The 25,492-nt window shown below is 62.7% G+C and carries 23 protein-coding genes and 1 pseudogene; 8 read left to right on the top strand and 16 right to left on the bottom strand.

The window, feature by feature from the left end; all coding sequences use genetic code 11:
* Positions 1–2: 2 nt before the first annotated feature.
* From EWM57_RS06100 to EWM57_RS06070, 7 genes are all read right to left on the bottom strand, one after another.
* A complete protein-coding gene (locus tag EWM57_RS06100; RefSeq protein WP_165370429.1) occupies positions 3–797 on the bottom strand; it encodes an alpha/beta fold hydrolase in 795 nt (264 codons plus the stop codon).
* Between the two features lie 78 nt (positions 798–875).
* Complete coding sequence (locus EWM57_RS06095; RefSeq protein WP_129920251.1) at positions 876–1,433, bottom strand: DUF502 domain-containing protein; 558 nt, start codon at positions 1,431–1,433, stop codon at positions 876–878.
* Between the two features lie 68 nt (positions 1,434–1,501).
* Positions 1,502–2,383 (bottom strand): 4-hydroxy-3-methylbut-2-enyl diphosphate reductase, encoded by an 882-nt coding sequence (locus tag EWM57_RS06090; protein WP_129920250.1) that lies wholly within the window; start codon positions 2,381–2,383, stop codon positions 1,502–1,504.
* A 66-nt stretch (positions 2,384–2,449) separates the two neighbouring features.
* On the bottom strand, positions 2,450–3,175 hold the full coding sequence (gene cmk, locus EWM57_RS06085; protein ID WP_129920322.1) for a (d)CMP kinase: 726 nt from the start codon (positions 3,173–3,175) through the stop codon (positions 2,450–2,452).
* A gap of 47 nt (positions 3,176–3,222) precedes the next feature.
* Positions 3,223–3,615 (bottom strand): hypothetical protein, encoded by a 393-nt coding sequence (locus EWM57_RS06080; RefSeq protein WP_129920249.1) that lies wholly within the window; start codon positions 3,613–3,615, stop codon positions 3,223–3,225.
* Between the two features lie 13 nt (positions 3,616–3,628).
* Positions 3,629–4,231 (bottom strand): hypothetical protein, encoded by a 603-nt coding sequence (locus EWM57_RS06075; RefSeq protein WP_129920248.1) that lies wholly within the window; start codon positions 4,229–4,231, stop codon positions 3,629–3,631.
* A gap of 104 nt (positions 4,232–4,335) precedes the next feature.
* Positions 4,336–5,025 carry a hypothetical protein gene (locus EWM57_RS06070; protein WP_129920247.1) on the bottom strand — a complete coding sequence of 230 codons (690 nt, stop codon included), beginning with the start codon at positions 5,023–5,025 and terminating at the stop codon, positions 4,336–4,338.
* 291 nt (positions 5,026–5,316) lie between these two features.
* On the opposite strand from EWM57_RS06070, the gene ade reads away from it, so the two are divergent.
* Positions 5,317–6,969 (top strand): adenine deaminase, encoded by a 1,653-nt coding sequence (gene ade / locus EWM57_RS06065; protein ID WP_129920246.1) that lies wholly within the window; start codon positions 5,317–5,319, stop codon positions 6,967–6,969.
* Positions 6,970–7,051: 82 nt separating this feature from the next.
* Here ade and EWM57_RS06060 read toward each other — a convergent pair whose 3' ends face one another.
* Together EWM57_RS06060 and EWM57_RS06055 are read right to left on the bottom strand one after the other, a co-directional pair.
* Positions 7,052–7,474 carry a response regulator gene (locus tag EWM57_RS06060; RefSeq protein ID WP_129920245.1) on the bottom strand — a complete coding sequence of 141 codons (423 nt, stop codon included), beginning with the start codon at positions 7,472–7,474 and terminating at the stop codon, positions 7,052–7,054.
* Positions 7,475–7,537: 63 nt separating this feature from the next.
* Positions 7,538–8,512 (bottom strand): annotated as a pseudogene (locus EWM57_RS06055) (PLP-dependent cysteine synthase family protein); the annotation flags it as partial.
* A gap of 313 nt (positions 8,513–8,825) precedes the next feature.
* On the opposite strand from EWM57_RS06055, the gene sucD reads away from it, so the two are divergent.
* The 3 genes from sucD (at position 8,826) to EWM57_RS06040 (ending at position 12,725) form a co-directional block, all read left to right on the top strand.
* Positions 8,826–9,707: a succinate--CoA ligase subunit alpha gene (sucD, locus tag EWM57_RS06050; protein ID WP_129920243.1), complete on the top strand. Its 882-nt coding sequence runs from the start codon at positions 8,826–8,828 to the stop codon at positions 9,705–9,707.
* A gap of 122 nt (positions 9,708–9,829) precedes the next feature.
* Positions 9,830–11,518: a T9SS type A sorting domain-containing protein gene (locus EWM57_RS06045; protein WP_129920242.1), complete on the top strand. Its 1,689-nt coding sequence runs from the start codon at positions 9,830–9,832 to the stop codon at positions 11,516–11,518.
* Positions 11,519–11,624: 106 nt separating this feature from the next.
* Entirely contained in the window at positions 11,625–12,725 is a 1,101-nt protein-coding gene (locus EWM57_RS06040) for a hypothetical protein (protein ID WP_129920241.1), read from the top strand.
* Between the two features lie 5 nt (positions 12,726–12,730).
* Here EWM57_RS06040 and EWM57_RS06035 read toward each other — a convergent pair whose 3' ends face one another.
* Positions 12,731–13,486, bottom strand: a complete 756-nt coding sequence (locus EWM57_RS06035) for a hypothetical protein (protein WP_129920240.1) — start codon at positions 13,484–13,486, stop codon at positions 12,731–12,733.
* Between the two features lie 154 nt (positions 13,487–13,640).
* Here EWM57_RS06035 and EWM57_RS06030 point away from each other — a divergent pair, with 154 nt between their 5' ends.
* Both EWM57_RS06030 and rlmF read left to right on the top strand, forming a co-directional pair.
* On the top strand, positions 13,641–15,035 hold the full coding sequence (locus EWM57_RS06030; RefSeq protein ID WP_129920239.1) for a mercuric reductase: 1,395 nt from the start codon (positions 13,641–13,643) through the stop codon (positions 15,033–15,035).
* A 103-nt stretch (positions 15,036–15,138) separates the two neighbouring features.
* Positions 15,139–16,131, top strand: a complete 993-nt coding sequence (gene rlmF / locus EWM57_RS06025) for a 23S rRNA (adenine(1618)-N(6))-methyltransferase RlmF (protein WP_129920238.1) — start codon at positions 15,139–15,141, stop codon at positions 16,129–16,131.
* Here the strand turns inward: rlmF and EWM57_RS06020 are convergent.
* Positions 16,128–16,928, bottom strand: a complete 801-nt coding sequence (locus EWM57_RS06020; protein ID WP_129920237.1) for a hypothetical protein — start codon at positions 16,926–16,928, stop codon at positions 16,128–16,130. The genes rlmF and EWM57_RS06020 overlap by 4 nt on opposite strands.
* Before the next feature lie 52 nt (positions 16,929–16,980).
* Positions 16,981–17,754, bottom strand: coding sequence for a hypothetical protein (locus EWM57_RS06015; protein ID WP_129920236.1), 774 nt, complete (start codon positions 17,752–17,754; stop codon positions 16,981–16,983).
* A gap of 360 nt (positions 17,755–18,114) precedes the next feature.
* On the opposite strand from EWM57_RS06015, the gene EWM57_RS06010 reads away from it, so the two are divergent.
* Both EWM57_RS06010 and EWM57_RS06005 read left to right on the top strand, forming a co-directional pair.
* Positions 18,115–19,602, top strand: coding sequence for a serine hydrolase domain-containing protein (locus tag EWM57_RS06010; RefSeq protein ID WP_129920235.1), 1,488 nt, complete (start codon positions 18,115–18,117; stop codon positions 19,600–19,602).
* Positions 19,603–19,671: 69 nt separating this feature from the next.
* Entirely contained in the window at positions 19,672–20,136 is a 465-nt protein-coding gene (locus tag EWM57_RS06005; protein WP_129920234.1) for a GNAT family N-acetyltransferase, read from the top strand.
* Between the two features lie 80 nt (positions 20,137–20,216).
* Here the strand turns inward: EWM57_RS06005 and rny are convergent, their stop codons facing one another.
* The 4 genes from rny to pheT all read right to left on the bottom strand — a co-directional run bounded on the left by rny (position 20,217) and on the right by pheT (position 25,445).
* Complete coding sequence (rny, locus tag EWM57_RS06000; protein WP_129920233.1) at positions 20,217–21,914, bottom strand: ribonuclease Y; 1,698 nt, start codon at positions 21,912–21,914, stop codon at positions 20,217–20,219.
* 126 nt (positions 21,915–22,040) lie between these two features.
* Positions 22,041–22,331 carry a cell division protein ZapA gene (locus EWM57_RS05995; protein ID WP_073109462.1) on the bottom strand — a complete coding sequence of 97 codons (291 nt, stop codon included), beginning with the start codon at positions 22,329–22,331 and terminating at the stop codon, positions 22,041–22,043.
* A 33-nt stretch (positions 22,332–22,364) separates the two neighbouring features.
* Positions 22,365–22,661, bottom strand: a complete 297-nt coding sequence (locus tag EWM57_RS05990; RefSeq protein ID WP_073109464.1) for a hypothetical protein — start codon at positions 22,659–22,661, stop codon at positions 22,365–22,367.
* A gap of 348 nt (positions 22,662–23,009) precedes the next feature.
* Positions 23,010–25,445: a phenylalanine--tRNA ligase subunit beta gene (gene pheT, locus EWM57_RS05985; RefSeq protein WP_129920232.1), complete on the bottom strand. Its 2,436-nt coding sequence runs from the start codon at positions 25,443–25,445 to the stop codon at positions 23,010–23,012.
* Positions 25,446–25,492: the final 47 nt, after the last annotated feature.

Below are 25,492 nucleotides of genomic sequence, written 5' to 3'. Positions count from 1 at the left end.
GGCTACCACTGCATTTGCTGCGGGTGACGGTGCATGTAGGCGGCCACGTCGTAGATCAGGCCAGCGTGGCCGGCGTCGAGCAGCACGGTGCGGGCATTGTGCAGGGAGCCGATAAACTCCTGCAACCCGGCGTGGGGAATCACCCGGTCGTACTTGCCCAGGAAGAACGTGACGGGCGTGGGGCGGCGGTTGAGCACGGCCGCCAGCTTTTTCAGGTCGAAAACCAGCTTGCGGAAGCCCGTCCAACTGCGGTACACGCGCAGGCGCTTCTCGCGGCTATCGAGCTGCCACTGGGCAAAGCGCACCAGCCCCGAGTCGACGAGGCGGCGCTGGGCCAGCGTATCGATGAAGCGCAGCAGGCGCTGAGGGCGCAGCACGGCCCGGCCCAGTACTCCGCGCATCCAGGGCGGATACGTGGCCAGCGAATACCAGAACTGGGTGCGGATGCCGTCGGGCGCAATCAGCCAGACCTGCTCCACCCGGGGCCCGAACTGCTCAACGGCCGTCAGGGCGTACTTGGCGCCCATGCTGAAGGCCAGCAGCCCAAACGTGTCGATGCCGTGGGCCGTCAGAAACTCATCCAGCAGCTCACCCAGGCGCTTTTTACTCAGGGGCGCATCGACTTTGGCCAGCCGGCTCTGGCCGTGGTAAAACAAATCGAAGGAGTAAATGCTGACTCCTGGGCCAAGCGCAGTTGCCAAGCCCCGCCAATGGCTCTCACTCTGCCCGTAGCCGTGGAAGGCCAGAATAGGGCGCGGGCCGGTGCCGTAGCGGCGGTAATGAAGCGTGGTTTTCAAGTCAGATTTGGGAAGTGATACTGCGCGGCAGGCTGCCAGCCTTCCTTAACCCCATTGCCGCCCGATTAGCTCCCGCTCCTACAGCTTCGACACGCCGCCCGAGACGATGAACTTCATAACCTCACTGCTGGGCAGATCCAGGAACGACACATTTTCTTCGGGTACCAGCACCAGCTCCCCGGAGAAGTTGTAGGAGTGCGGAAAGTACACGGCCATCAGCGCGGGCCGGTGAATGGCCGCCATGCTTACCTGCGTCACGAAGCCCATTTTGTAGGTTTGGTCGGCCGCATTCAGGCGCACCAGCACGGGCTGGTTGAACTTCTGGTTGTCGCCGACGAAGGCGTCGAACAGGTCCTTGATGCTGGAATAGATGATGCTCACCAGCGGGGTGCGGTGCAGCACCCGCTCGGCCAGAATCAGGAAGGGCCGCACCATAAACGACTTGGCAATGAATCCCACGGCCGTCACCATGGCCATGACCAGCAGCAGCCCCAGGCCGGGAATGTGCTGGTCGTTCCACTTCAACTCAAACGTGTTGTCGAGCCAGCTGATGAAGGCAAACAGGATGTACACCGTCAGGCCGATGGGCGCGATGATGAGGAAGCCGTTGAGGAAGTAGTTGAAAACCTTACGCATCAGAAAAAGCCAAAAAAATGCCCGACCGAAACCGGCCGGGCAAATAACGAAACTTCGCGGGTGCGGTCCTACGCCCCCACCGGCACCTGCTCAATGCGGTCGGCCACGCGCTGCATCAGCCACATGGGCGTGCTGGTGGCCCCGCAAATGCCCACGCTGCTGGCGCCCTCAAACCACTCTTCCTGCAGCTCCTCCTCGTTTTCGATAAAGTAGCTGCGCGGGTTGGTTTTGTTGACCACGCTGAACAGGGCCTTGCCGTTGGAGCTTTTGCGCCCACTCACGAAGATAATTACGTCGTGGAGCAGGGCGAACTTGGCCAGGGCCGGCTCCCGGTTGCTGACCTGCCGGCAGATACTGTCGTTGGCATCGAACGAGGCCAGCTCGCCACCGGCGGCCGCAATGCGCTCCTCCATTACCTGCTTCATGTGGTAGAAGCCGGCGGTGCTCTTGGTGGTCTGGCTGAACAGCGTCACGGGCCGGGTGAAGTCAATCTGGTCCAGGTCGGCCTCGTTCATAACGATGATGGCGCGGTTGCCGGTCTGGCCCGTGAGGCCCGCCACCTCGGCGTGGCCGGGTTGCCCGTAGATGACAATCTGGCCGTTTTGGCGCTGGCTGGCGTCGAAAGCGTGCTTGACGCGGTTCTGGAGCTTGAGCACCACCGGGCAGGAAGCGTCGATGAGCTCAATGTTGTTGCGCAGGGCCAGCTCGTAGGTTTCCGGCGGCTCGCCGTGGGCCCGGATCAGCACCTTGCAGTCGTGCAGGGTTTCGAGCTGCTCCCGGTCGATGATGCGCAGGCCGTGGGCGTGCAGGCGCTCCACCTCCATGCGGTTGTGCACAATGTCGCCGAGGCAATACAGCGTTTCTTCCTGGGCCAGCTCGTCCTCGGCCATCTGAATGGCAAACTCGACGCCGAAGCAATAGCCGGAATTTTTATCGATGGTAACGTCCATAGTTTTCTCTCAACAATCTGACCGTGGCGTTAAGTGCAAGTTTCGCGCCCTAGTTCGCTCTACTTCTCAAACAACAGCCTCGCGGCCATTTTGGTCGTTGCCCAGGGCTGCCAGCGAAAACAGGCTCGCCGACACCCGCTCCAGGACGAAATCTACCTGCTCCTCAATCACCATGTGGGTCGTGTCGAGCAGCACCGCGTCGGCGGCCCGGCGCAGGGGGCTTTCAGCCCGGGTGGAGTCGATATGGTCGCGCTTGCGCAGGTTTTCCACAATGTCCTCCAGGGCTACGTGCTCGTCTTTGGCGGCCAGCTCCTGCTGGCGCCGCTCGGCCCGGGTCACCACGTCGGCGGTCATAAACACCTTCACCTCGGCGTCGGGAAACACGGTGGTGCCAATGTCGCGGCCGTCCATGACCACCCCGCGCTTGCGGCCCATGCGCTGCTGCTGGCGCACGAGCGTGTGGCGCACGGCCGGAATCACCGACACCTCACTCACGGAGTTGGAAATGCGCATCTGCCGGATTTCGTCCTCCCGAATCACGCCGTCGAGGCAGAGCTCGTTGCGGCCGGTTTTACGGTTGCGCTTGAAGGCAATGTGAATGTCGTGCAGGGCCTGCTCGATGCGGGGCAAGTCGTCGAAGGCAATGTTGCGCTCCAGCAAATAAAGCGTCACGGCCCGGTACATGGCCCCAGTGTCGATGTAGGCGTAGCCCAGCTCGGCGGCCACGGCCTTGGCCGTGGTGCTTTTCCCGCACGAAGAGTAGCCGTCGATGGCAATGACGATTTTTCTCATGGCAAAGTCGGTCGGCGCGGAAGGGCGGGTGGGGCTAGAATCAGACACTAAATCCAGGTTTTACGACGGGGCTCAGCGGCCAACCGTGCGGGAATACTCGCAAAAAAAGCAGCTACCGATTCTTTCTGCCCCAGCGCTAGGTGCTGGGACACGCGGAAGAAGGGATTGAAAAAGTGGTTGCCGTTGATGCCCACGCCGGTGGTGGCGTCGGGGCCGGTGGCCCAGGTGCCGTGGTAGGTATCGACCAGGCACTGGCCCAGAAAGCAGCCTAGGGCTTTGATAACCCCTTCCCGGTCTTCCTCTTTGATGGTAGCGCGTTGGGTTTCAATGAACTCGTCGAGCCGCTGTACGGCAGTTTCGTCGTAGCTGTTGAGCTGCAGCTGCTGGCGCACGGCTTCGGCAGCATTTCGCAGGGCAACCAAGGGGTTTTCAGAGGTCATAGGAAAGAAACAGTTAGTTGCCACCTGCCGGCGCGGTCTGCTGCCAGCGGGCGTAAGTCTGCAAAATGCTTTTCATGTGCTGCCGCCCGACCTTGCCGGCCTTGATTTTCTGGGCCAGCTCCGGACAGTCGCCAAACAAAGGCAGCATAGTTTTTTCGAAGGCGCCCCGGGAAGCCGGCACCCGCACTGCATCCCCGAGGCGGGGCTGCAGCACCAAGTCGTTTTGCGGGGTTTGGCCGCCGAGCATCACCGTGGCGGCCCCGGCAGCGCCGTGCTCGAAGTCCAGCAGCGTAAAATTGCCGCAGCGGTAGAGTTGCTTGGCAAACGCGCTGGCCACGCGGCGGCGGGCCGAAATATCAATGTTCCGAATCACGCTGAAGGTGTCGCCTTCCACCACGAAAGCCTTCACCTCCAGGGGCTGGTACTCGGTTATCTTTTTATCGTCCGGGTTGCGCACGCGCAGGTGCTCTCCCTGGTCGGGATAAAGTTGTCCGCCGTGCCAGCTACCATCGGCCAGCTGGTACGAGCCGGGCTGGTACTTGATAATCTTGGGCAGGGCGTAATTGCTGTACTGGGCCTGCACCGAGCCAGCACTCAACACCAGCAGGCCGAGCAAGCCTACCAGCCGGAAACCCGTTGCCCTAAGCGGCCAAGCTCGGAGCGTGGCTGCGCGGTCATTTTTTGCGGATGCCCCCTTACTATACTGCATAGCTATTGGTGTTAGGGCCGAGGACGGGCGGCAGTTTGCAAAAAGTACGTGGTGCGCGCTTCGGCGTATCGGGCGAGCAGGGGCAGCAGCCGGGGGCGTCCGACCCGGCCCGTGCGCAGCTCGGCCACGGCCGCCGGGTCGTCGGCGAGCAGCACGAGCATGAGCTGTTGAAAAGCCTTTTTCTGCCGGGGCACCACCAGCCAGCCGTCCGCGTTTTTGCGCACCACCAGTTTATGGGGCGTAAACAGAATGCCAATCAGGCTGGTGGGCTGCTCGGTCACGTCGACCAGCTGCATGCCGGCGGCGCGAAATTTCTGGCGGCCAAAGACGGCGGCAAAGCGCCCCAGCTTCCCGGGGGGCAGCCCCGTCACGGTAATCACCGTGTCGGCGTACTTATCCACGAAGGCGGTCATGTCTTCGGGCGAAAAAGCCCGGTAGTAGACGCCGGTTTCGTTCATGTATACCCGGTCGATAAGCCAGTCGGCAATCTGGACGCTATGCCACTGCCCGTCGAGGCCGCGGAAGGAGCCGGGGTGGCTGCCGGGCTCGTAGCGCAGCGTCGGGTCGCGGGTGAGCTTGTCGTAGCTGCCGGGCGCAATAAAAGCCGCGCGGGCCTGCCCGACGACGCCGCGCCCAGCTACCAGCAGCGCGGCCAGCAGGCAAAAGCGGAAGACGTGGGCAACGACGCAGCGGTGATTCACAAGGGAAGGAGCAGAAATTAAAGCGAATGGCAGAAAAGCCGGCCCGGCTAGTGACTGTCGCAAGGACAGGGGGCCTTGCCGAATTTGGTTTTGCGCTTGTACGAGGCAGTTTTCTTCTGCTGGGTGGTGCGGCGCGCACAGCCCGTCGTCACGAGGCCGGAACCTGATATCAGGGCAGCCAACAGCAAAGTCACAATCTTTCTCACCGGCGCAGATTTTCGGCAAATATACGGTTCTTTACCCGTTCGCACCCGACCAATCTCAACTCCCCGCCTTCTTTCCGCCTGCCCTATGCCCGCCGAATTCAGTTTGCGCGCCAACGTCATCAACCTGTTTGCCAACTCCATAGCCCCGGGCACCATTCACGTGCGCGAGGGCAAAATCCACGCGGTGGAACTGACCGATTCCGCCCCCCCCGACCCGACCCTGCCCTACGCCCTGCCGGGTTTCGTGGACGCCCACGTGCACGTGGAAAGCTCCCTGCTCGTGCCGGCCGAGTTTGCCCGTCTGGCCGTCACGCACGGCACGGTTGCCACCGTGTCGGACCCCCACGAAATTGGGAACGTGCTGGGCGTGGCCGGAGTGGAGTACATGCTGGAAAGCGGCCGCAGCGTGCCGTTTAAGTTTTGCTTTGGCGCGCCCTCCTGCGTACCGGCCACCCCGTTTGAAACCGCCGGCGCCACCATCACCGCCTCGGACATCGAGCAGCTGTTTCAAAACCCGGCTATCGGCTACCTGGCCGAAATGATGAACTGGCCCGGGGTGCTGCACCGCGACGCGGAGGTGATGGAAAAAATTGCGTTGGCCCAGCGCTACGGCCGCCCCGTGGACGGGCACGCCCCCGGCCTGCGCGACGAGGATGCCCGGCGCTACGCCGAGGCCGGCATCAGCACCGACCACGAGTGCTTCACGGCCGAAGAGGCCCTCGACAAGCTGGCCGTGGGCATGAAAATCCTGATCCGGGAAGGCTCGGCGGCCCGCAACTTCGACGCCCTGATTGATCTGCTACCCGAGCACTTCGAGAATATGATGTTTTGCTCCGACGACAAGCACCCCGACACGCTCGTGCTGGGCCACATCAATCAGCTCGTGCAGCGCGCCGTGGCCCGCGGGCAGAACGTGCTCAAGGTGCTGCGCGTGGCCTGCCTGAATCCGGTGCTGCACTATACGTTGCCCGTGGGCCTGCTCCGGGAAGGAGATGCCGCCGACTTTATCGTGGTCGACAACCTGACGGACTTTCTGGTGCGCCAAACCTACCTGAACGGCGTGCTGGTGGCTGAAAACGGCGAAACCCGGATTCCGTCGGTGCCCTGCCCGGTTCTCAACAACTTCCACGCCCGCCCCGTGCAGCCCCAGGATTTCGAGTTGCAGGCCCCGAATGCCGCCCCCACCGTGCGCGTCATCGAGTGCTTCGACGGCCAGCTCATCACGGCCCGCCACGATTTGCCGGCCACCGTCGCCAACGGGCTGGTGGTGCCCAACGTGGACCAGGACGTGCTCAAGCTGACCGTGGTGAACCGCTACGCTCCGGCGGCCCCGGCCGTGGCCTTTATTCAGGGCTTCGGCTTGAAATTCGGCGCCCTAGCCAGCAGCGTCGGCCACGACTCCCACAACATCACCGCCGTGGGCTGCGACGACGCGAGCCTAGCCCGGGCCGTGAACCTGGTCATTGAGGCGCAGGGTGGGCTGGCCGCCGTGGGCCTCGACGGGGAGGAAATCCTGCTGCCCCTGCCGGTGGCGGGGCTGATGTCGGACCAGCCCGGCTACCGCGTGGCCGACGCCTACGCCGCCGTCGATGCCCTGGCCAAGCGCCTGGGCAGCCCGCTGGGCGCCCCGTTTATGACCCTCTCGTTTATGGCTCTGCTCGTTATTCCCAGCCTCAAGCTCAGCGACAAAGGCTTATTCGACGGCGAAGCCTTCCAGTTCGTGGACGCAGTGGTGTAGCCAGCACCCCGCTTTTTTTACGCCAAAAGGCCACTGCAAATACTTGCAGTGGCCTTTTGGCTATACTGAGCTTCCGTCTGGATTAGTTGTCGGAGAAGCGCTTTTGCAGCAGCTTTTCCATCTTCTCCTCCGTCAGGGGCTTGGCCAAGTACTCCACGCCCTCGAACTTGGCCACGCGGGCCGTATCGGCCGAGTGCATGGAGGTTGTCAGCACGGCCAGCACCGTTTTTTCCTTGATCGGGGCGGGTAGCTGGCTGTATTGCTCCAAGAACTCAAAGCCGTCCATACCGGGCATTTTCAAGTCCACAAACACCAGCTGCGGCACGTCGGGCGCCATCGAACCGGCGTTTTCACCCTTGCCCCAGAGAAAGTCATAGGCTTGCTCGGCGCGGGTAAAGGTGTAGACTTTGTCGGCCACGCCCAAACGATTGAGCAGACGGTTGTTCAGAAAGCTGGTCGTCTCGTTGTCGTCGACCAGCACTACGTTGCGCAGCTTCTTAGCCATGTTCGGGGGAGGGGGCGTTAACGTGCTTAAATCCGGCTCTTGCGGGCCGGGACCGGGGTGCTAGAGCCAGCCCTGCTCGCGCATCCAGTCGTCGTTGTAAATTTTACCGAGGTAGCGCGTGCCGTGGTCGGGCAGGATAATGACCATCACGTCTTCCTCTTTCAGATGCTCCTTGGCGTATTCCAGAGCGCCGTGCACCGCCGAGCCGCATGACCAGCCTACGAACAAGCCCTCTTCCTTGGCCAGGCGGCGCGTCATGACGGCCGCATCCTGGTCAGTGACTTTGATGAACAGATCAATCAAGTCAAAGTTAACATTCTTGGGCAGAATATCTTCGCCAATACCCTCGGTCTTGTACGGGTAGATTTCGTTTTCGTCGAAGATTCCGGTTTCCTTGTACTTCTTGAAGACCGAGCCATAAGTATCGAGCCCGACAGCCACTATGGCCGGGTTTTGCTCCTTCAGGTACTTGGCCGTGCCGCAAATGGTGCCGCCCGTGCCCACGCCGCAGGCCAGGTGGGTGATGCTACCTTCGGTCTGCTTCCAGAGTTCGGGGCCGGTACCTTCGTAGTGGGCCGCCGTGTTCGACATGTTGTCGTACTGGTTGGGGTAGAACGAGTTGGGGGTTTCCTCGCTCAGACGCTTGGCCACCGAGTAGTAGGAGCGCGGGTCTTCGGGCGCCACATCGACGGGGCACACCACCACCTGGGCGCCCACGGCGCGCAGAATGTCCTGCTTCTCCTTGCTTTGCTTGTCGCTCATCACGAAGATGCACTGGTAGCCCTTGGCAATGGCGGCCAGGGCCAGGCCCATGCCGGTGTTGCCGCTGGTGCCCTCGATGATGGTGCCGCCGGGCTTCAGCAGGCCCGCCTGCTCGGCGTCCTCAATCATCTTGATGGCCATCCGGTCTTTCACCGAGTTGCCGGGGTTGAAATATTCGACTTTGGCCAGCACGGTGCCCTTGATGCCGTCGGCGACCTTATTGAGCTTTACCAGCGGGGTGTTGCCGATGGCCTCAATGACGTTGTTGAAGTACATGAGAGAGATGAGAGTGAGTGAGAGGACCGCAAAGGTACGGATTTGCCCGCGGAGCCCCGGCCTGCCGCGCACTATTTACGCCCGGCTCCGGGCTGCCCCGCCCATGGCGGCTCAAACCACGCCCAGCCGGCTTGCGGCCCGCGGATTGGGCCCGGGCCCGGCGTCCGATTTGCCGGCCGGGCGCCGGGGCTGCCCCCGAACCGGCGGCTGGCTTGTCCCACCCCCAAATAAAGCCTACTTTTGCACACCGGTAGCCCGGCAGGGCGCACTGGTTCCCACGTCAAACCGATAGTATTCTCTAATCCCTCCCCGAATGAGCGTTCTGGTCAACAAGGATTCCAAAGTGATTGTGCAGGGTTTTACGGGCTCCGAAGGCTCGTTTCACGCCCAGCAGATGATTGAGTACGGCACCAACGTGGTGGGCGGCGTCACGCCCGGCAAAGGCGGCACCCAGCACCTCGACCGGCCCGTGTTCAACACGGTGGCCGAAGCCGTAGAGCAGGCCGGCGCCGACACCAGCATCATCTTCGTGCCCCCGGCTTTCGCCGCCGACGCCATCATGGAAGCAGCGGATGCCGGTATCAAAGTCATCGTCACCATCACCGAAGGCATTCCGACCAAGGACATGATTGCGGTGAAGGAATACCTCAAGGGCCGCGAGGGTCTGCGCATGATCGGGCCGAACTGCCCCGGCGTGATGACGGCCGGCGAGTGCAAAGTGGGCATCATGCCCGGCTTTATCTTCACCAAAGGCAAAATCGGCATCGTCTCCAAGTCGGGCACGCTGACCTACGAAGCCGTGGATCAGCTCACCAAAGCCGGCCTGGGCCAGACCACGGCCATCGGCATCGGCGGCGACCCGATCATTGGCACCACCACTAAGGAAGCCGTGGAGCTGCTCATGAACGACCCCGAAACCGAGGGCATCGTGATGATCGGTGAAATCGGGGGTGGCATGGAAGCCGAAGCCGCCCGCTGGATCAAGGAAACCGGCAACAAGAAGCCCGTGGTAGGCTTCATTGCAGGCCAGACGGCCCCTCCCGGCCGCCGCATGGGTCACGCCGGCGCTATTGTAGGTGGTGCCGACGACACGGCTGCCGCCAAGATGGCCATCATGCGCGAGTGCGGCATCCACGTGGTGGATTCGCCCGCCGAAATCGGCGACACGATGCTGCGCGTACTGAGCGGCAAGTAATTCCGGCTCCTGCCGTTAAGAATAGAAAGGCCCCGGCGCAAGTCGGGGCCTTTTTGCTGGCTGGCAATTTCTATCTTTAAAAAGTACCCTGGCTTCAATTTTTACCGTTACCCGCTGCCACTATGAGAAAACGTTACTCCTTTGTGCTGACGCTGCTGCTCGTGCTACTACCCGGCCTGGCCGCCTTCAGCCAAACCGGCCCCACCCTGACGGTGAGCCCCAGCAGCCTGGGCGGCTTCACAACGGCCGTGGGGACGCCTTCGGCCCAGCAAAGCGCCCTGGTAAACGGCACCGGCCTGACCGGCAACGTGACGGCCACCGCCCCGGCCGGCTACGAGGTTTCCTGGATCTCGGGCAGCAGCTTCGGCCCCAGCATCACCCTCACCCAAGCCGGCGGACTGGTAACCAACGTGCCGCTCTACATCCGCCTGGTTGGCGCGGCCCTGGGCCCGCTGAGCGGCACCGTGACGGTGAGCAGCCCCGGCGCCACCACCCAGAACGTGGCCGTATCGGGCACCGTAACGGCTGCAGCCACGCCCAACCCGCCCTGCGTGCTGACCAGCATCTCGCCCACGTCGGGCATTGGCGGGCGGCCCCTGCTGATGACGTTCTATGGCACTGGCTTCGTACCGGGTGCCACGGTCAGCATTCAAATCAACGCGGCCAGCTTCACGGCTACCTACATTTCGTCGACGCAGCTGCAAGCCCTCGTGAACCTGCCCAGCGTGACCAGCCCCCAGCTGACCTACCTGCTGGCCGCCAACCCGCCGCCCGGGGGTGGGGGCAGTTCCCCGCAAATGCGCTTTTTCACCGTCAACCCCGGGCCACCTATTATCACCGGTTTTTCGCCCGCCAGCGGCCCGGTAGGTACGCAGGTGACAATTCGGGGCAGTAATCTATCCGTCCCGGGCACCTCCATCGGGGTTTCGTTTAACGGCACTGCTGCGCAGCTCGCCCCGCGGGTGCCCTTGGAATCGGAGGTGTACGTGGTGGTGCCCGCCGGCGCCACCAGCGGCCTGATTACGCTCACTAACTCCAATGGTGCGGCCGTCAGCGCTCAGCCCTTCACCGTAACGGCCGCTCCCCCGGCGTTTTTTGAAAACTTCGAGGCCGGCACCAAAACCAGCTACGCGGCGGCCTCGGTGGCCCTCAGCAGCGGCGGCTGGACCCTGGCCGAAGCCCTGCTTGGCACGACGGCCGGCATCGATAAGTTCAATGGGCTGCAGTCGGCGCGGCTGCGCGGGGGCGGCATCCTGGAAATGGATACCGACAAGCCCAACGGCGCGGGCGTGGTCACGATCCACGCGGCGGCGTACAGCAACGAAACCGGCGCGACGTTCCTGCCGGAAATTTCCACCGACGGCGGCGTGACTTACTCGAGCTTGCTGGGCACCAGCCCACCCCCGACGCTGACGGCCAACCTGACGGCCTATTCCTTTACGGCCAACCGCGTGGGCCCCGTGCGCCTGCGCATCAGCAGCAGCAACCGGGCCACGGCGCTGCCGCCCCGCCTGAACCTGGACGATATTTCCATCACAAACTACACCGCCACCAGCACCCGCCCCGGCCAGCGCCTGGCTGGCCTGCAGGTGTGTCCCAACCCGGCCCACGGTACCCTGACGGTGGCTTTGCCCCAGGAATACCCGGCCCAGGTGACGCTTTACGACGTGGCCGGCCGCTGCGTGCTGGCGGCCGGGAGTCTGCCCGCCACCCGCCAGCTTACGCTGCCCAGCACGCTGCCCGCAGGCCTGTACCTGCTCCGGGTGCAGGTACAGGATGAGCAGCGCACCGTGCGGGTAGTGAAAAACTAGCTCAGATTCGGGTTCATCGGGCCTAAGTCAGCCGAAAAGCTCCGCTCAGCAAGCGGAGCTTTTTTGTTAGCTTCGCCGATAGTTATCCCGTCACTACGCTATTACAATGATTAAACACGCTTTATTCGGCGGCGCTCTGCTGGCCTCCACCCTGCTGCTGTCCTGCAAAAAGGAAGTGGAGGTCATCAAGATTCAGGAAACGGAAAAGCAGTACAGCTGGGCGGAAGTGCCCTTTCTGGGCAGCTTTAAAATCCTGCTCGGCATCGGGCGCGGCCCCAACGCACTGTACTTCCAGCAGCCCGGCGGATTCTGCGCGCTGCGCTACCAGCAGAACAGCCCCGACATCACCCAGTATATCTATCCGTTTTCCACTGACATCAGTCTGCGCGTGCCGCTGGGGCCCGACTTCTTCGCTACTTACCGGGATACCCTGCTGGCCGTTACGCCTAATGCGTATCCGGTGCTTTCCGGCGCAAGCAATTACCTCTACCTGAAACGCCTGGACAAGCAAGCCCTGCGGGTACAGCGCAACTACTTCACCTTCGCCAAGTTCGGCGCCATTAACCGCAACAACTACCTGCTGTTTCCCTACGAGACCATGGCCGGTACTGCCGATGGGCAGCTGCACCTAGTGCTGACCGAGGTACAGCCCAGCGCCGACCCTTTCACCCATCAGCCCAGTTTGCGGCCCAAGGTTATCCGTATCCCCTTCAAAGACATCGGAATCTACCCGTCGTTTCCTACCCTGGTCACGGCTATCGACGACTATTTCCTGGTCGACTGCGGCAATGAGGGACTGTATAAAATCAAGCAGGACGGCAGCTGGCGGCAGGTATTGAGCACTTGGACGGGTGCCCAGACGATTTATAAGTGGAACAACCGGGTGTACATGCACGGGGCCAAGCTCGGCTACTCCACTACTGACGGCGAAACCTGGGTTTTCAGCGGCAACACGCCCAGCGGCTTGCAGTTCAACTCCATGCACCCCGTCGGCGACAGCTTGGTGGGCGTCTTCCATGGCTTTGGCAACAACTTTATCTTCACCCTCAAGCTCACCGACACCAACTTCCGGCTGCGCCCCCTGAAGGACGACGGACTGCAGCGCGCCGACATCACCGGCCTCGAAGCCCTGGGCGACACGGTGTTCGTAGCCACCACCGGCGGCCTGTTTAAGCGGTCCAAAGCCAAGTTTTTCGAAAGCAAGTAAGCTGCTTACCGCTTGCCTTCCTGCCCGCCCAGGTTTACCACAATGCCGAGCTGAAACACGGAGTTGGCCGCCTTCAGAAACTTGCGGTGGCGCAACCCGAAGTTGCTGCCGCTGATGAGCTGGAGCTGAATGGGCCCCACGGCCTGGATGCGGGTGAAGGTAATGGGCTCGAAGAAGATGTTGTCCTCGGCTTCGTGCTTCTGGCCGTCGATGGTGAAGTTGTTGAGCTGCACGTAGCTGGCCCGCATGGCCGCCCCGTAGGACATCGGAAAGTCGCGGCCGAACAGATGCAGGGTCTTCGCCTCCTTTTTGCTGTAGTTGACCTGAAAAAAGTACTTATCGAGGCTGCCTTCCAGGGTTTGGGTGGTCAGCCCCTCCCGGCTTTCGGTGCGCTTGGTGTGGCCCAGCCCGTAGCCGCCGTAGAATTCAATCACGCGCTGGTCGCGCAGGCGAGTGAAGTAGCCCATGCCCACTTCACCGAAATCGTGGTCGACAAACTCCCGGTTGGCTTTGCTGCCGAAGAACGACTGCTTCTTGTTGGAGTGCAGAAACGAGGCGCTGCCCAGCACCCCAATATGGTCGCCGAGGGCGTAGGCGCCCTGCAAGGCGGTATTGTTGCTGAAGTTGGTGTGCAGCCCGCCGCTGAATTCGCCTTTCTGGGTGAGCAGGGGCGCCTGGGGCGGGGGCGGAAAATACAGCGACGCGCAGCCCGCCAGGGCGGGCAGCAGGGCGAGGAAAGCGAAACGAACCAGAGCGTGCATGAGGAGCGGCCGGGTGGAAACAAGGGCAGAACGAAAGCCGGGCGGTTTTAGTGAATAGCCGCGGGGGCCGGCGGCCCGTATAGCCAACACTTGAGCTTCGGGCCAGCCCCGGCTCCGTCGCCCGGGCTGCTTTCCCCGCCAATTTCTGCTTTTTATGCCTACTTCCTACGATGTTGTAATTATTGGCTCCGGTCAGGCCGGCAATCCGCTGGCCTACGCCATGGCTGACGCCGGCCGCCGGGTGGCTTTGGTGGAAGAAAATCACTTGGGCGGCTCCTGCGTCAATTACGGCTGCTCCCCCACCAAAAACCTGCTGGCGGCCGCCGAGCGGGCCCACCAGGTACGCACCGCCGCCGACTACGGCATCCGCACCTCCGCTCCCGAGGTTGACTTTCGGGCCATTATGGCGGCCAAAAACGCGTTGGTGCAGCACTCGCGCGACGGACTGCGCAAAAACCTGACCCAGGAGCACCCCGGCATCACGGTGCTGCGCGGGCACGCGGCCTTCACTGGTCCGCACGCCCTGCGCGTGACGCTGGTGCAGGGCGACGAGCAGGAACTCGAGGCGCCCCTGATTTTTCTCAACACCGGCACCCGGGCCGCCGTGCCTGAACTCGACGGCCTCGACGCCGTGCCCTACCTGACCACCACCGAACTGCTCGACCTGCCGGAGTTGCCCGAGCACCTGCTGATTCTGGGCGCGGGCTACATCGGGGTGGAGTTTGGGCAGATGTTTCGGCGCTTCGGCTGCCGCGTCACGCTCATCGAGGCCGGTAAGCGCCTGCTGGCCCACGAAGACGCCGACGTGTGCCAGGCCATGAAGGAAATGCTCGAAGCCGAGGGCGTGGAGTTCGTGCTGGGCGCCGAAGCCCGGCGGGTGTCGCAGAACGCGGCCGGGGAAATCACGCTGTCGGCCACCACTCCCGAGGGGGAAAGGCGACTGCGCGGCTCCCACCTGCTCATCGCCACCGGCCGCACGCCCAACTCCGATACGCTCGACCTGAGCAAGGCTGGCATCAAAACCGACGAGAAAGGCTACATCCAAGTCGACCGCAACTTGCAAACCGCCGCCCGCGGCGTGTACGCCCTCGGCGACGTGCACGGCGGCCCCCAGTTCACCCACATCAGCTACGACGATTACCGGGTGGTGCGGGATGCCATTTTGCACGGCAAACGCCGCTCGGCCAAGCGGCGGCCCCTGCCCTACACCGTCTTTACGGAACCTCAGCTGGGCCGCATCGGGCTCAATGAGGACCAGGCCCGGGAGCAGAACATTCCGTACCGCGTGGCCACCATGCCGGTGCGCACCATCGGGCGGGCCCGGGAAACCGGCCGCACCACCGGGTTCTGGAAAGTTCTGGTTGACGACAAAGACCAAGTGCTCGGCGCGGCCATCTTCGGCGCCGAGGGCGGGGAAATCATGACCATGTTTCAGCTGGCCATGCTGGGCAAAATTCCTTACCCCACGCTGCAGAACATGATTATTGCCCACCCCACCTGGGCCGAGGGGCTTAACAACGTGTTTACCAAGCTGCGGCGCCCGGCGTAGCGGCCTTTCCGCTGCTCGCAGCACCACGGCGCCGGAGCTGCTGGCGCGGTAGCCGGAAAGCTTCCGTTATGTTTGTCTTTTGCTGACCGCCATTTTCCTTGCCATGCCCGCCAAACCAACGCCTGCCGCCCCCGAAACGCCCCTGCTGCATCCGCGCAACGCCCACCAGGGCCGCTACGACTTTGCCCAGCTCGGGCAGACCCTGCCGGCCCTGCAGCCCTTCGTGACCCAGAACGCCTACGGCAGTGAGTCGGTCGACTTCAACAACCCGGCCGCGGTGCGCATGCTGAATCGGGCCCTGCTGAAGCAGTTTTACGGCATCGAGCACTGGGATATTCCGGCCAACTACCTCTGCCCGCCCATTCCCGGCCGCGCCGACTACGTGCATTACCTGGCCGATTTGCTGGCCAGCGTCAACGACGGGCAAGTGCCCCGGGGCAAGGGCGTACGGGTGCTCGACGTGGGCGTGGGCGCCAACTGCATCTACCCCATTATCGGCCACCAGCAGTACGGCTGGCACTTCGTGGGAGCCGATACCGACGCGGGGGCGCTGCGCACGGCCAAGGCCATTGTGGGCGCCAATCCGGCGCTGACGGGCCACGTGGAGCTGCGCCAGCAGGCCGACGCCCGGCACGTGCTCCAGGGCGTGGTGAAGCCGCGGGAGCAGTTTGACCTGACCTTGTGCAACCCGCCGTTCTACGCTTCCCTGGCCGAGGCCACGGCCGATAACCGCCGCAAGCAGCACAACCTGGGAGTCAAGTCGGGCTCGAAAGCGGCCCCTGGGCTGAACTTCGGCGGCCAGCCCGGGGAGCTGTGGTACCCGGGCGGAGAAGAAGCCTTCGTGCGCCGTCTGGTGCAGGAAAGCGCCCAGATTCCGACGCAGGCCTTCTGGTTTACGTCATTGGTAGCAAAGAAAGTCGCCCTGCCCGGCATCTACAAAGAGCTGCAGTGGGCCAAGGCCCACGAAGTGCGCACCATCGACATGGCCCAGGGCCAGAAGAAAAGCCGCTTCGTCGCCTGGACGTTTCTCGATGCCGAGCAGCAGCAGGCCTGGCGGGCAGCGCGCTGGAGCAAGGAAAAGCCGGCGGCCGGCTAGTCTTTGAACTTACGGTAGATAACCACCGGGAAAGCCAGCAGGCTCACCGCTACCCGCGGCCGGACATGCGGAAAAACGCTGTTGTTGGGTTGCGCCACCAACCCCAGGGTGTACCCTAGCTGAAATTCCGCCCGCAACCCCTGTCCCTTGGTTCGAAATAGGCCCGCCGGCTCGATGTACCAGTTCGCCGGCCGGGCCAACTCCTGCCCGTCGAAGGTGAGCCGGGTGCATTCGACGCGGCTCAGCCGCAGCAGCAGGCCGGTCTGTCGGCTGCCGGGCCCTTCTCTGTCCCATAAGCCGCTGACTTGCCCGGCTACCGTCCTGAACTCGCCGATCTGGTCGGGAAGGCCGCGGGTAGCCTTGCCCCCAGTGCCGCCGCCTGGCACCGGCGAGCCGTAGCTGAACGGGTCGATGACGGCGTCGCCGTGGGCCAGGCTACGGCTTTTGCCAACGCTGCCACTTACTTCCACCACCCCACGGCCCTGGCTTACCCCGAAATAGTACCCGGCGTCCACTTGGTAAGCCCGGCTGCGCAGGTAAGAGTACGTGTCGCTGCTATCCGGCGACGCTTCGCCACTGTGGCAGGCAGTGATTGTGCCGCCCAGCCGCACGTGCTCAACCGGCGACCAGGCCACCGTCGCCTGACCCGTTTCCGACAGCAGCCAGCTGCCAATGACGGCCACTTCGCCGCGGTGCCGTACCAGGGGCGCCGAAGGCAACGTAGCTTGGTAAAACGGGGCGCAGCTTCCGGCTCCCAAACCCAGAATCAGTAACGAACAGCGTAGCAAATTCATCATCCAAGCTGATTGAGTAAGAGTATTGAAAAGCTACGTGGCAGGTGAGGACGGCTTATTTTTCGCGCCGTAGCGTAGGCCGAAACACGACGCCCAGGCCGACCGTGGGCACCGGCAGCAGCACCTGGTTCACCTGGTTGTAGCGCGCATCCTCCGAGGTGCTGTGGCGGCCCTGGCCCGCCATAGAGAGGCCCAGGGTCCCCTGCAGCTGCCAGCGGCCCCCGGCACCCAGGTTGCGGCGGCCGAAGACCAGCGCCTCGTGTCGCACCAAGCTGCGAAGCGGCAATCCGTAGGCCGGAAAATGCTCCGCGGAGTAGTCGATCTGGTCGAAGCCGAGGTGGGAAAGACGGTACACCGCGCCTACCGCTCCCCGCGAGTCTTCGTGGGTGAGGCTGGCCTGCCCAAACACCTTGCGGTAGCGCATCTGGTAGGTTTCGAGCATTCGTTCCCCCCAGATCAGGGGCTCCTCTACGTAGGCCCGGTGGGTGTGGGCGGTGCCGTAGCCAGCCAGGCCCGTAAGCTGCCAGCCGCTGCCCAGGGGTAGATAACCGCCCAGCCCGGCTTCCCACTGCCGAGTCTGGTAGAAGGTAGAATCGCCGAGGTTGGGCCGGAAGGTGCCCGCGCCCATTACCAGCACGTTGGGCAACGGCGAATACACCACGCTGCTTTCTACCCGGCCGCTGGCCTGGACCCCGCCGCTGATTTCAACCTGGCCCTTGACGTGAATAGTGGAAATAGTGGGCTGCATGGGCGCGTACACGGTGCAGCTGCCCAGCAGCAATAAGGTAGCAAATGAGGTAAGCCGGCGGGTAAGGAAACGGGGGTTCATAGGAAGTAAATCGGTGGCGGTGATTGATAGCTCAAACCTAGTCGGGCACGGGCCCGGGCGAAAACCAGATTCGGTTCCGGTCAGACTTTCCAAACGGTTGTCCGGCGTTGGCAGTCCGCTCTAAAAAAGGCCTTTCGAGCATGTCAACAAGGTTTTTCAGCAACCCGTCCCCGACCACAGCAGACATCGGACACCGCGTTGGAGAGTCGGTTTTTCCCGCTAACCGGCGCGCCGCTTTCCCCCGTCGATAAGCCAGGCTGGAGTTCGGGCGCTTTTCTTCGTTTCTTTAACGCACTACTCCCGCTAGCGCCACCTATTGCCTTATTCAGTCCTCCTCTACCCATAGCACTACTATTTTTTATGCGTCTTCTTCTTGCTCTACTGCTGCTTGGCAGCCCTGCCCTGCTGGCCCAAAACCGTCCCGCGCCGGCTCCCCGCACGACGGCCCAGCAGCTGGCGTATTTTCTGCAGCTCACCGATTCGCTGCGCCAGAAAACTCACAATCCGGGCCTAGCCGTGGCAATTGTAAAAGACCGGAAGCTGCTCTACAAGGGTGGGCTGGGCTACCGCGACGTGGCCCGCAAGCTGCCCGTAACGACCAATACGCTGTTTGAAATCGGCTCCTGCACCAAGGCCTTTACCGGTGTCATTGCCGCCCAACTCGTGCAGGAAAAACTGCTAAGCTGGGACGACCGGGTGCGTCAGCACTTGCCGGAGTTCAAGCTGTCTGACGACTACGCCGGCGCCAACGCTACCCTCCGCGACCTGTTTACCCACCGCGTCGGCCTCGACCAGCACTACTATCTGCAGTACGGCCCGCGCATTGCCCGCCAGGAGTTGATCGGCAAACTGCCGTACCTGAGCTTCAAGGGCACCTTTCGGGAGAATTTTCTTTACAACAACCTGCTCTACACCGTGGCGGGCCTTGCCGAGGAGCGCGCCGCGCACTTGTCGTGGGAGGAGCTGGTGCGTACCCGCATCTTCCGCCCCCTGGGCATGAGCAGCTCCTTTGCCACGTTCGAGGAGTTTCAGAAATACCCCGAGCCGACTGTCAGCTACCGTCCCGACGGCCGGACGGTGGTGCCAGCCCTGGACATGGCCGATATGGCGCCGGCCGGCAGCATCACGTCCACCATCACCGACATGGCCCGCTGGCTGGAAATGCTCGTCAATCAGGGCACGCTCGAGGGCAAGGAGTTTCTCTCGCCCCGGCAATTTGCCTACCTCACCAGTCCGCTCACGGTGCGCAACGCCCCGGAGGAAATCTTCTACGGCATCGGTTGGGACGTCGATACCCGCCGCCGCATTATCTACCACGACGGCCGCACCGCCGGCCAAAGCAGCCGCATTCTGCTGGCTCCGCAGAGTGGTTTTGGCATCGTCATTATGTGCAACCAGCAGACCGAGCTGCAGAACCTGCTGATTCGCTACGCCACCAACATCTTCGTCGACGGCAACTACGGGAAGATGGCCGACTTTGAGCAGTTTGTGGTTGCCAAAGCCCAGCCCGCACCCACCGCCCCGGCGCCGGCTGCCGGGCTGCTCCACGACCCGCAGGTGCTGGCCGCCGCGGACCAGTACGTGGGCACCTACGCGCATCCGGCCTACGGCACCATCACCCTTTCCCGCCCGGCCAAAAAGCAGCTGGCCTTTGCCTACTACGATTTCAAAGGCCCCATCAAGCACAACTCGGGACTCAACTTTACCGCCCTTACCAGCCACTACACCGGCAACGACCAGTTCGATTTTCGTATTCTGCCGGGCCCCGGGCAGTCCGTGGCGGGCATTGAAGTGCGGTTTCCTTACTCCCAGCCGCTGGTGTTCACCAAGGTTGGAGCCGTGCCGTAACCAAGCCCGCGCCCAATCGACAACCCTAGGCCTTCGTGGTATTTTCGTTTGCCCAATCAATACTTCTGCATGCTAACTCTCCGCCCCGTTGAGGCCAACGACCAGCCCTTTATTGCCCAGCTGTACGGCAGCACCCGGGAAGCTGAATTCCAGCATTTGGTTTGGCCGGAAGCGCAGAAACAGGCTTTTCTGACCATGCAGCTGCGGGCCCAGACCACCGATTACGCCAGCCGCTACCCCGACGCCAGCCACCAGCTGATTCTGCACCAGGAGCACCCCGTGGGCCGGCTCTACCGGTGGGAATCCGGCGCCGAGGTCCGCATCATCGATATTTCCCTGCTGCCCGAGTTCCAAGGCCAGGGCATAGGCCGCCGCATCCTTACCGACGTTCTGGAATCGGCCCGCCGCCAACAGCTGGCCGTGACGCTCCACGTGGCCCACGGCAACCCGGCCAAACGGCTCTACGAGAGTTTGGGCTTCTACCAGGTTCGGGATACGGGCACGTCCTACTTCATGGAATGGCGGCCAGCATAGCGGCTAGCTTAACCCGGTTTTCACCAAAAAGCCCCCGCAACGTCCGTTGCGGGGGCTTTTTCGAATTGTACTCTGGCGGTCTACTTAGCGTAGGCCACGGCGCGCATTTCGCGGATAACCGTGATTTTGATCTGGCCGGGGTACTGCATTTCCTTTTCAATCTTCTGGGAAATTTCGTAGCTCAGCTCCTGGGCGCGCTCGTCGGTCACGTTGTCGGCATTCACCATCACGCGCAGCTCGCGACCAGCCTGGATGGCGTAGCACTGCAGCACGCCGTCGAACGAAACGGCCGTTTCCTCGAGTTGCTTGAGGCGCTTGATGTAGCTTTCCATCATCTCGCGGCGGGCGCCGGGGCGGGAGCCGCTGATGGCGTCGCAGGCCTGCACGAGCGGCGAAATCATGGCCGTCATCTCGATTTCGTCGTGGTGGGCGCCGATGGCGTTGACCACGTCAGGGTGCTCCTTGTACTTCTTGGCCATCTCCATGCCCAAAATGGCGTGGGGCAGCTCAGGCTCCTCGGTGCTCACTTTGCCGATGTCGTGCAAGAGGCCGGCGCGCTTGGCGTGCTTCACGTTCAGGCCCAGTTCGGCGGCCATCGTGGCGCAGAGATTGGCGACTTCGCGGCTGTGCTGGAGCAGATTCTGCCCGTACGAGGAGCGGAAGCGCATGCGCCCCACCATTTTGATCAGCTCGGGGTGCAGGCCGTGAATGCCCAGGTCGATGATGGTCCGCTCGCCGATTTCAACGATTTCCTCGTCGATGTTCTTGCGGGTTTTGGCCACGATTTCCTCGATGCGGGCCGGGTGAATGCGGCCGTCCTTTACCAGCAGGTGCAAGCTCAGGCGGGCCACCTCGCGGCGCACCGGGTCGAAGCCGGAGATGATGATGGCCTCAGGCGTGTCGTCGACAATGATTTCGACGCCGGTAGCGGCTTCCAGGGCGCGGATATTGCGACCCTCGCGGCCGATGATTTTGCCTTTTACGTCGTCCGACTCGATGTTGAAGATGGACACGCAGTTTTCAATGGCGTGCTCGGCGGCGGTGCGCTGAATGGTTTCGAGCACCACTTTCTTGGCGTCTTTCGTGGCCGAGAGCTTGGCCTGGGCCACCACGTCCTTGATGTAGGAGCTGGCCTGAATCTGGGCCTCGTTCTTGAGGCTTTCGACCAGCTGCTCGCGGGCTTCGGCGGCGGTCAGGCCCGAAATGGTTTCGAGCTGGTGCTGCACCTGCAGCAGCTGGGCGTTCAAGGATTCACGGGTGCTTTCCAACTCCTCTTCCACTTCTTCCTCCCGGCGCTGGAGCTTGGCCAACTGGGTTTCCAGGGTGGCACGGCGCTTCTCGTCCTGGGCGTCGAGCCGCTCGCGCTGCTGCTGGGAGTCATTCTGGAGCTTTTCGCGCAGGGCTTCGAGGTCCTGCTCCTTCTTCTGCAATTGCTCGAGCTGGCGCTGGGTGGTCTGGGTGAGCTGCTTGATACTCTGCTCCTGCTCCACCACGCCCTGGCGGCGCTGGGTGAGCTCGGCGTCGAGCTCCTGCTTCTGGCGCTTGCTGTCCTGCTCAAATTCGTTCTTGAGCTGGCGGAACTTGTCTTTCGACTGCTGGATCCGCTCGTCGCGGGTGCGGGTGGCCTGGCTTTCGGCCTCCTGGATGATGAGCTGGGCGCGGGCTTTGGCGTCGGATTCGTGGTCAAGCTTGACCTTGCCGGCCAGTTGGCGCCCGACCACAATGCCGACCCCAAGGGCAAGCACGGCGGCCAGGATGATATACAAAATGTCGGGCATTGAGCTATGGTTTTAGGGGGTGGGTAAGAAACCATAACACGGAAAAATCTGCCGACGACGAACGAATGGCGGAGCCGATTGCCCCACCCGATTCGAGTCTGAAACGTATGCCAGCGCCCGGCCTCCTTAGCCGAGCACCACTCCCGAAAGCAACTCGTCCAAACGCGCTAAGCGTTCGGTGAGGGCCGCATCCGTGCCGTCCTTTTCCTTGCTGACCTTCAACCCGTCAGCCATGGTGGACAAGGCAATCATGGCCAGCAGATCCTGCTTGTCCTGAATGCCGTACTGCTCGCGAAATTCCTTGATCCGCTCGCCCAGCAGGCGGCCCGCCAGGCGTAGGCGTTCCTCTTCCTGCGGGGCTACCCGCATAGGGTAATCCCGGTCGGCAATGCGGATTTTGATGGAAAGCTCGCTCATGGAAAGAGCAGGTGTCGTAAGGTTTGATGGTGGTTATTCCCTCAAATAGGCAAGGCACTTATCGATTTCGCGGATATATTCGTTGAGGCGAAGTTTCAGCTCGTTTGCGTTGGCAGGTTCCCCTGCTATGGTATTGACAAGTTTAGCGATATTCTCTTGATTCTGGAAATCCTTCAACTGTCGCTCCCGGTCGCGCACGTCGGCGCGCAGCTGCTGGATGGTGGTGTTGGCGTCGGCCAGGTCCTCGCGCAAGCCTTGATAGGCAGCCACTAACGACGTGACTTGTCGCTCGAGACGGTCTAACTGGGCAAGCTGCTGGGAGGAGGCCATGGGAAGGAATTATTTTAGGCTAATGTAAGACGAAGTTACGGGCAATAGTACTTCGCGCTTAAAGTTGGGCTTTAAGTCGTCGCCGCTGAGTTACCGGCCGGCCTTACGTTGACCGTCATCCGAGCTTGCCGAAGAGTGCTGCTTGACGGCGTTGCTGGAAAAGAACGTCATGCTGAGCTTGTCGAAGCATCTTTAACACGCCGCTTGAACGCTAGTCCAATGAAGCGGTAGAGATGCTTCGGCAAGCTCAGCATGACGGTTACTCTGGCAACGACAGCACGCGAGGTTCCTCGGTCTCTGCTTGAAGCGCAGAATGCTCGGAATGACGTTCTATTTCTCTAAACCGACTTAGCGCCGAATCACCGCGCCGGCCTGCTTTTCGAACTGCTGGATTAGGCGCTGCATCACCGAGTCGATGGCCTGCTCGGTGAGGGTCTGGGTCGGGTCCTGCAGGGTGAAGCTGACGGAGTAGGACTTCTTGCCCGCGCCCAGGTTTTCGCCCTCGTACACGTCGAACACGTTTAGGCTTTGCAGCAGTTTCTTCTCGGTGCGCTGGGCAATCTGGCGGAGCTGGTCGAAGGTCACGGTTTTGTCGACGACTACCGACAGGTCGCGGCGCACCTCGGGGAACTTGGGCAGCTCCCGGGCTACCAGGGTGTTCTTGTACTTGCGCATCAGCCACTCCCAGTCGAGCTCGGCGTACCACACCGGCTGGCTCACGTCGAGGCGCTTGAGCACGGCCCCGGACACGGCACCGAGGTGGGCAACGGGCTGGTTCTGGGCCAGCAGCGTGAGGCCGCCCGCGAGGTAGGCGTGCTGTACCGGCTGCGACATGGGCTGCGGGAAGCCGAGTGAAGCCAGCACCTGCTGCACGGCCCCGGCCAGCTGGTGGTAAGTAGCCTTGTCGGGCTTCTGCTGCCAGGTTTCGGAAGCCGAGTTGCCGGTCAGGTAGAGGACGAGCTTGTTCTTCTCCGAGTACTTGCCGTCGGCCTCGCGGTGGTAGGTTTTACCGAACTCGTAGAGCTTCAGGTCGCGCTGGCGACGGTTCACGTTGTAGCGAATCACCTCCAGGCCCGAGTGCAGCAGCGTGGGGCGCATCACGTTCAAATCGGCGCTGTTGTAGTTGAGCACCGGCACCAGCTCCTCGTTTTTCTCCCCGGCTTTCTCAAAGTAGAGCGAGTTGGTGAGCGAGTTGGTAATGATTTCGGAGAAGCCCTGGCCGCTGAGCAGGCGGGCCGTGTTCTGGCGCAGCACCTCGGGGTCGGGGTTTGGGAACTTGGCCAAATACGAGGCCGAGTTGTGGGGCCGCAAAGCCACGTGGTTGTAGCCGTAGATGCGCAGGATTTCCTCAATCACGTCTGCCTCCCGGGTCACGTCCACCTTGTGCGGGGGAACCGACAGAATCCACTCGGCGTGGCCGGCGGCGTCTTGGCTTTCCTCGGAGATGAGAATATCGAGGTCGGTAAGAATCTGGCGGATTCGCTCCGGGGCAATGAACTGGCCCACGAGCCGCTCCACCCGGGGCAGGCGCAGGCGCACGGCGGTGTGGCCGATGTGGTGCGGGTACTCGTCGACGATGGGCGCGGCCACGGTGGCGCCGGCCACTTCCTGGAGCAGCAGGGCGGCGCGCTTCAAAGCCACGGGCACCATGTGCGGGTCGGTACCCCGCTCGAAGCGGAAGGAGGCGTCGGTTTTGAGCTGGTGGGTTTGGGACGTCTTGCGGACGGCGGCGGTCTGGAAGTAGGCGCTTTCCAGGAACACGCGGGTGGTAGCGTCCGATACCCCCGAGGTTTTGCCCCCGAACACCCCGGCCAGGGCCATGGGTGCGCCATTGGCGTCGGCAATGACCAGGTCGGCGGCCTTCAGGGTGCGCTCCGTGCCGTCGAGGGTGACGAACTTCTCCCCTTCCGCGGCACGCTTGACGATAATCTTGTGGCCGGTAATCTGGTCGGCGTCGAAGGCGTGCAGGGGCTGGCCCAGCTCGTGCAGCACGAAGTTGGTCACGTCCACCACGTTGTTGATGGGCGAAAGGCCAATGCTGCGCAGGCGGCGCTGCAGCCACTCCGGCGAAGGGCCCACCGCCACGTTTTCGAGCAGCAAGCCGGCGTAGCGCGGGCTGGCCTCCAGGTCCTGGATTTCAACGGCAATATTCCGCTCGGCCGTGGCCGGGGCGTGAAACTGGCTGATGTCGGGCAGGTGGCAGGGCTGGCGGAGCAGGGCCCGCAGCTCCCGGGCCACGCCGTAGTGGGAGGCCGCGTCGGCGCGGTTGGGCGTGAGGCCGATTTCGAACACCGAGTCGGAGCCCAGGCCGAAGTAGTCGGCGGCGGGGGTGCCGTTGGGCAGGTCGGTGTCCAGCTCCATAATGCCGGCATGGGACGTGCCCAGCCCGATTTCGTCCTCGGCGCAGAGCATGCCCTCGGAGGCCGCGCCCCGGATTTTGGACTTCTTGATTTTGAACGGTTCCCCCTGGGCCGGGTAGAGCTGGGCGCCTTCCAGGGCCACTACTACCCGCAGCCCGGCGCGCACGTTGGCGGCCCCGCACACGATGTTGCGCGGGGTACCGTCGCCCACGTCCACGGTGGTCAAACTCAGCTTGTCGGCGTCGGGATGCTTTTCGCAGGTCAGCACCGTGCCCAGCACCAGGCCGCGCAGGCCGCCGGGGATGCTTTCGAGCTCCTCAATGCTTTCCACCTCCAGCCCCGAGCCGGTGAGCAGCTGGCCGATTTCGACGGCGGGTTGGGTGGTAGGAATAAGCGTGCGGAGCCAGTCGAGGGATATTTTCATGGGTCTAGTTGCCAGTTGCGGGGTGCCGGGGCCCGGGGGCGGCCGAC

The organism is Hymenobacter persicinus, from assembly GCF_004167665.1.
Classification (GTDB): Bacteria; Bacteroidota; Bacteroidia; order Cytophagales; family Hymenobacteraceae; genus Hymenobacter; species Hymenobacter persicinus.
Note: the sequence above shows the minus strand (reverse complement) of the source record. Positions and strands in the feature narration are given on the sequence as shown.

Bases quoted from the DNA above. Each gene is read 5' to 3' on its own strand.
- EWM57_RS06095 (WP_129920251.1), bottom strand. From the start codon at position 1,433: ATGCGTAAGGTTTTCAACTACTTCCTCAACGGCTTCCTCATCATCGCG.
- EWM57_RS06090 (WP_129920250.1), bottom strand. From the start codon at position 2,383: ATGGACGTTACCATCGATAAAAATTCCGGCTATTGCTTCGGCGTCGAG.
- cmk (WP_129920322.1), bottom strand. From the start codon at position 3,175: ATGAGAAAAATCGTCATTGCCATCGACGGCTACTCTTCGTGCGGGAAA.
- EWM57_RS06080 (WP_129920249.1), bottom strand. From the start codon at position 3,615: ATGACCTCTGAAAACCCCTTGGTTGCCCTGCGAAATGCTGCCGAAGCC.
- ade (WP_129920246.1), top strand. From the start codon at position 5,317: ATGCCCGCCGAATTCAGTTTGCGCGCCAACGTCATCAACCTGTTTGCC.
- EWM57_RS06060 (WP_129920245.1), bottom strand. From the start codon at position 7,474: ATGGCTAAGAAGCTGCGCAACGTAGTGCTGGTCGACGACAACGAGACG.
- sucD (WP_129920243.1), top strand. From the start codon at position 8,826: ATGAGCGTTCTGGTCAACAAGGATTCCAAAGTGATTGTGCAGGGTTTT.
- EWM57_RS06045 (WP_129920242.1), top strand. From the start codon at position 9,830: ATGAGAAAACGTTACTCCTTTGTGCTGACGCTGCTGCTCGTGCTACTA.
- EWM57_RS06040 (WP_129920241.1), top strand. From the start codon at position 11,625: ATGATTAAACACGCTTTATTCGGCGGCGCTCTGCTGGCCTCCACCCTG.
- EWM57_RS06035 (WP_129920240.1), bottom strand. From the start codon at position 13,486: ATGCACGCTCTGGTTCGTTTCGCTTTCCTCGCCCTGCTGCCCGCCCTG.
- EWM57_RS06030 (WP_129920239.1), top strand. From the start codon at position 13,641: ATGCCTACTTCCTACGATGTTGTAATTATTGGCTCCGGTCAGGCCGGC.
- rlmF (WP_129920238.1), top strand. From the start codon at position 15,139: ATGCCCGCCAAACCAACGCCTGCCGCCCCCGAAACGCCCCTGCTGCAT.
- EWM57_RS06020 (WP_129920237.1), bottom strand. From the start codon at position 16,928: ATGATGAATTTGCTACGCTGTTCGTTACTGATTCTGGGTTTGGGAGCC.
- EWM57_RS06015 (WP_129920236.1), bottom strand. From the start codon at position 17,754: ATGAACCCCCGTTTCCTTACCCGCCGGCTTACCTCATTTGCTACCTTA.
- EWM57_RS06010 (WP_129920235.1), top strand. From the start codon at position 18,115: ATGCGTCTTCTTCTTGCTCTACTGCTGCTTGGCAGCCCTGCCCTGCTG.
- EWM57_RS06005 (WP_129920234.1), top strand. From the start codon at position 19,672: ATGCTAACTCTCCGCCCCGTTGAGGCCAACGACCAGCCCTTTATTGCC.
- rny (WP_129920233.1), bottom strand. From the start codon at position 21,914: ATGCCCGACATTTTGTATATCATCCTGGCCGCCGTGCTTGCCCTTGGG.
- EWM57_RS05995 (WP_073109462.1), bottom strand. From the start codon at position 22,331: ATGAGCGAGCTTTCCATCAAAATCCGCATTGCCGACCGGGATTACCCT.
- EWM57_RS05990 (WP_073109464.1), bottom strand. From the start codon at position 22,661: ATGGCCTCCTCCCAGCAGCTTGCCCAGTTAGACCGTCTCGAGCGACAA.
- pheT (WP_129920232.1), bottom strand. From the start codon at position 25,445: ATGAAAATATCCCTCGACTGGCTCCGCACGCTTATTCCTACCACCCAA.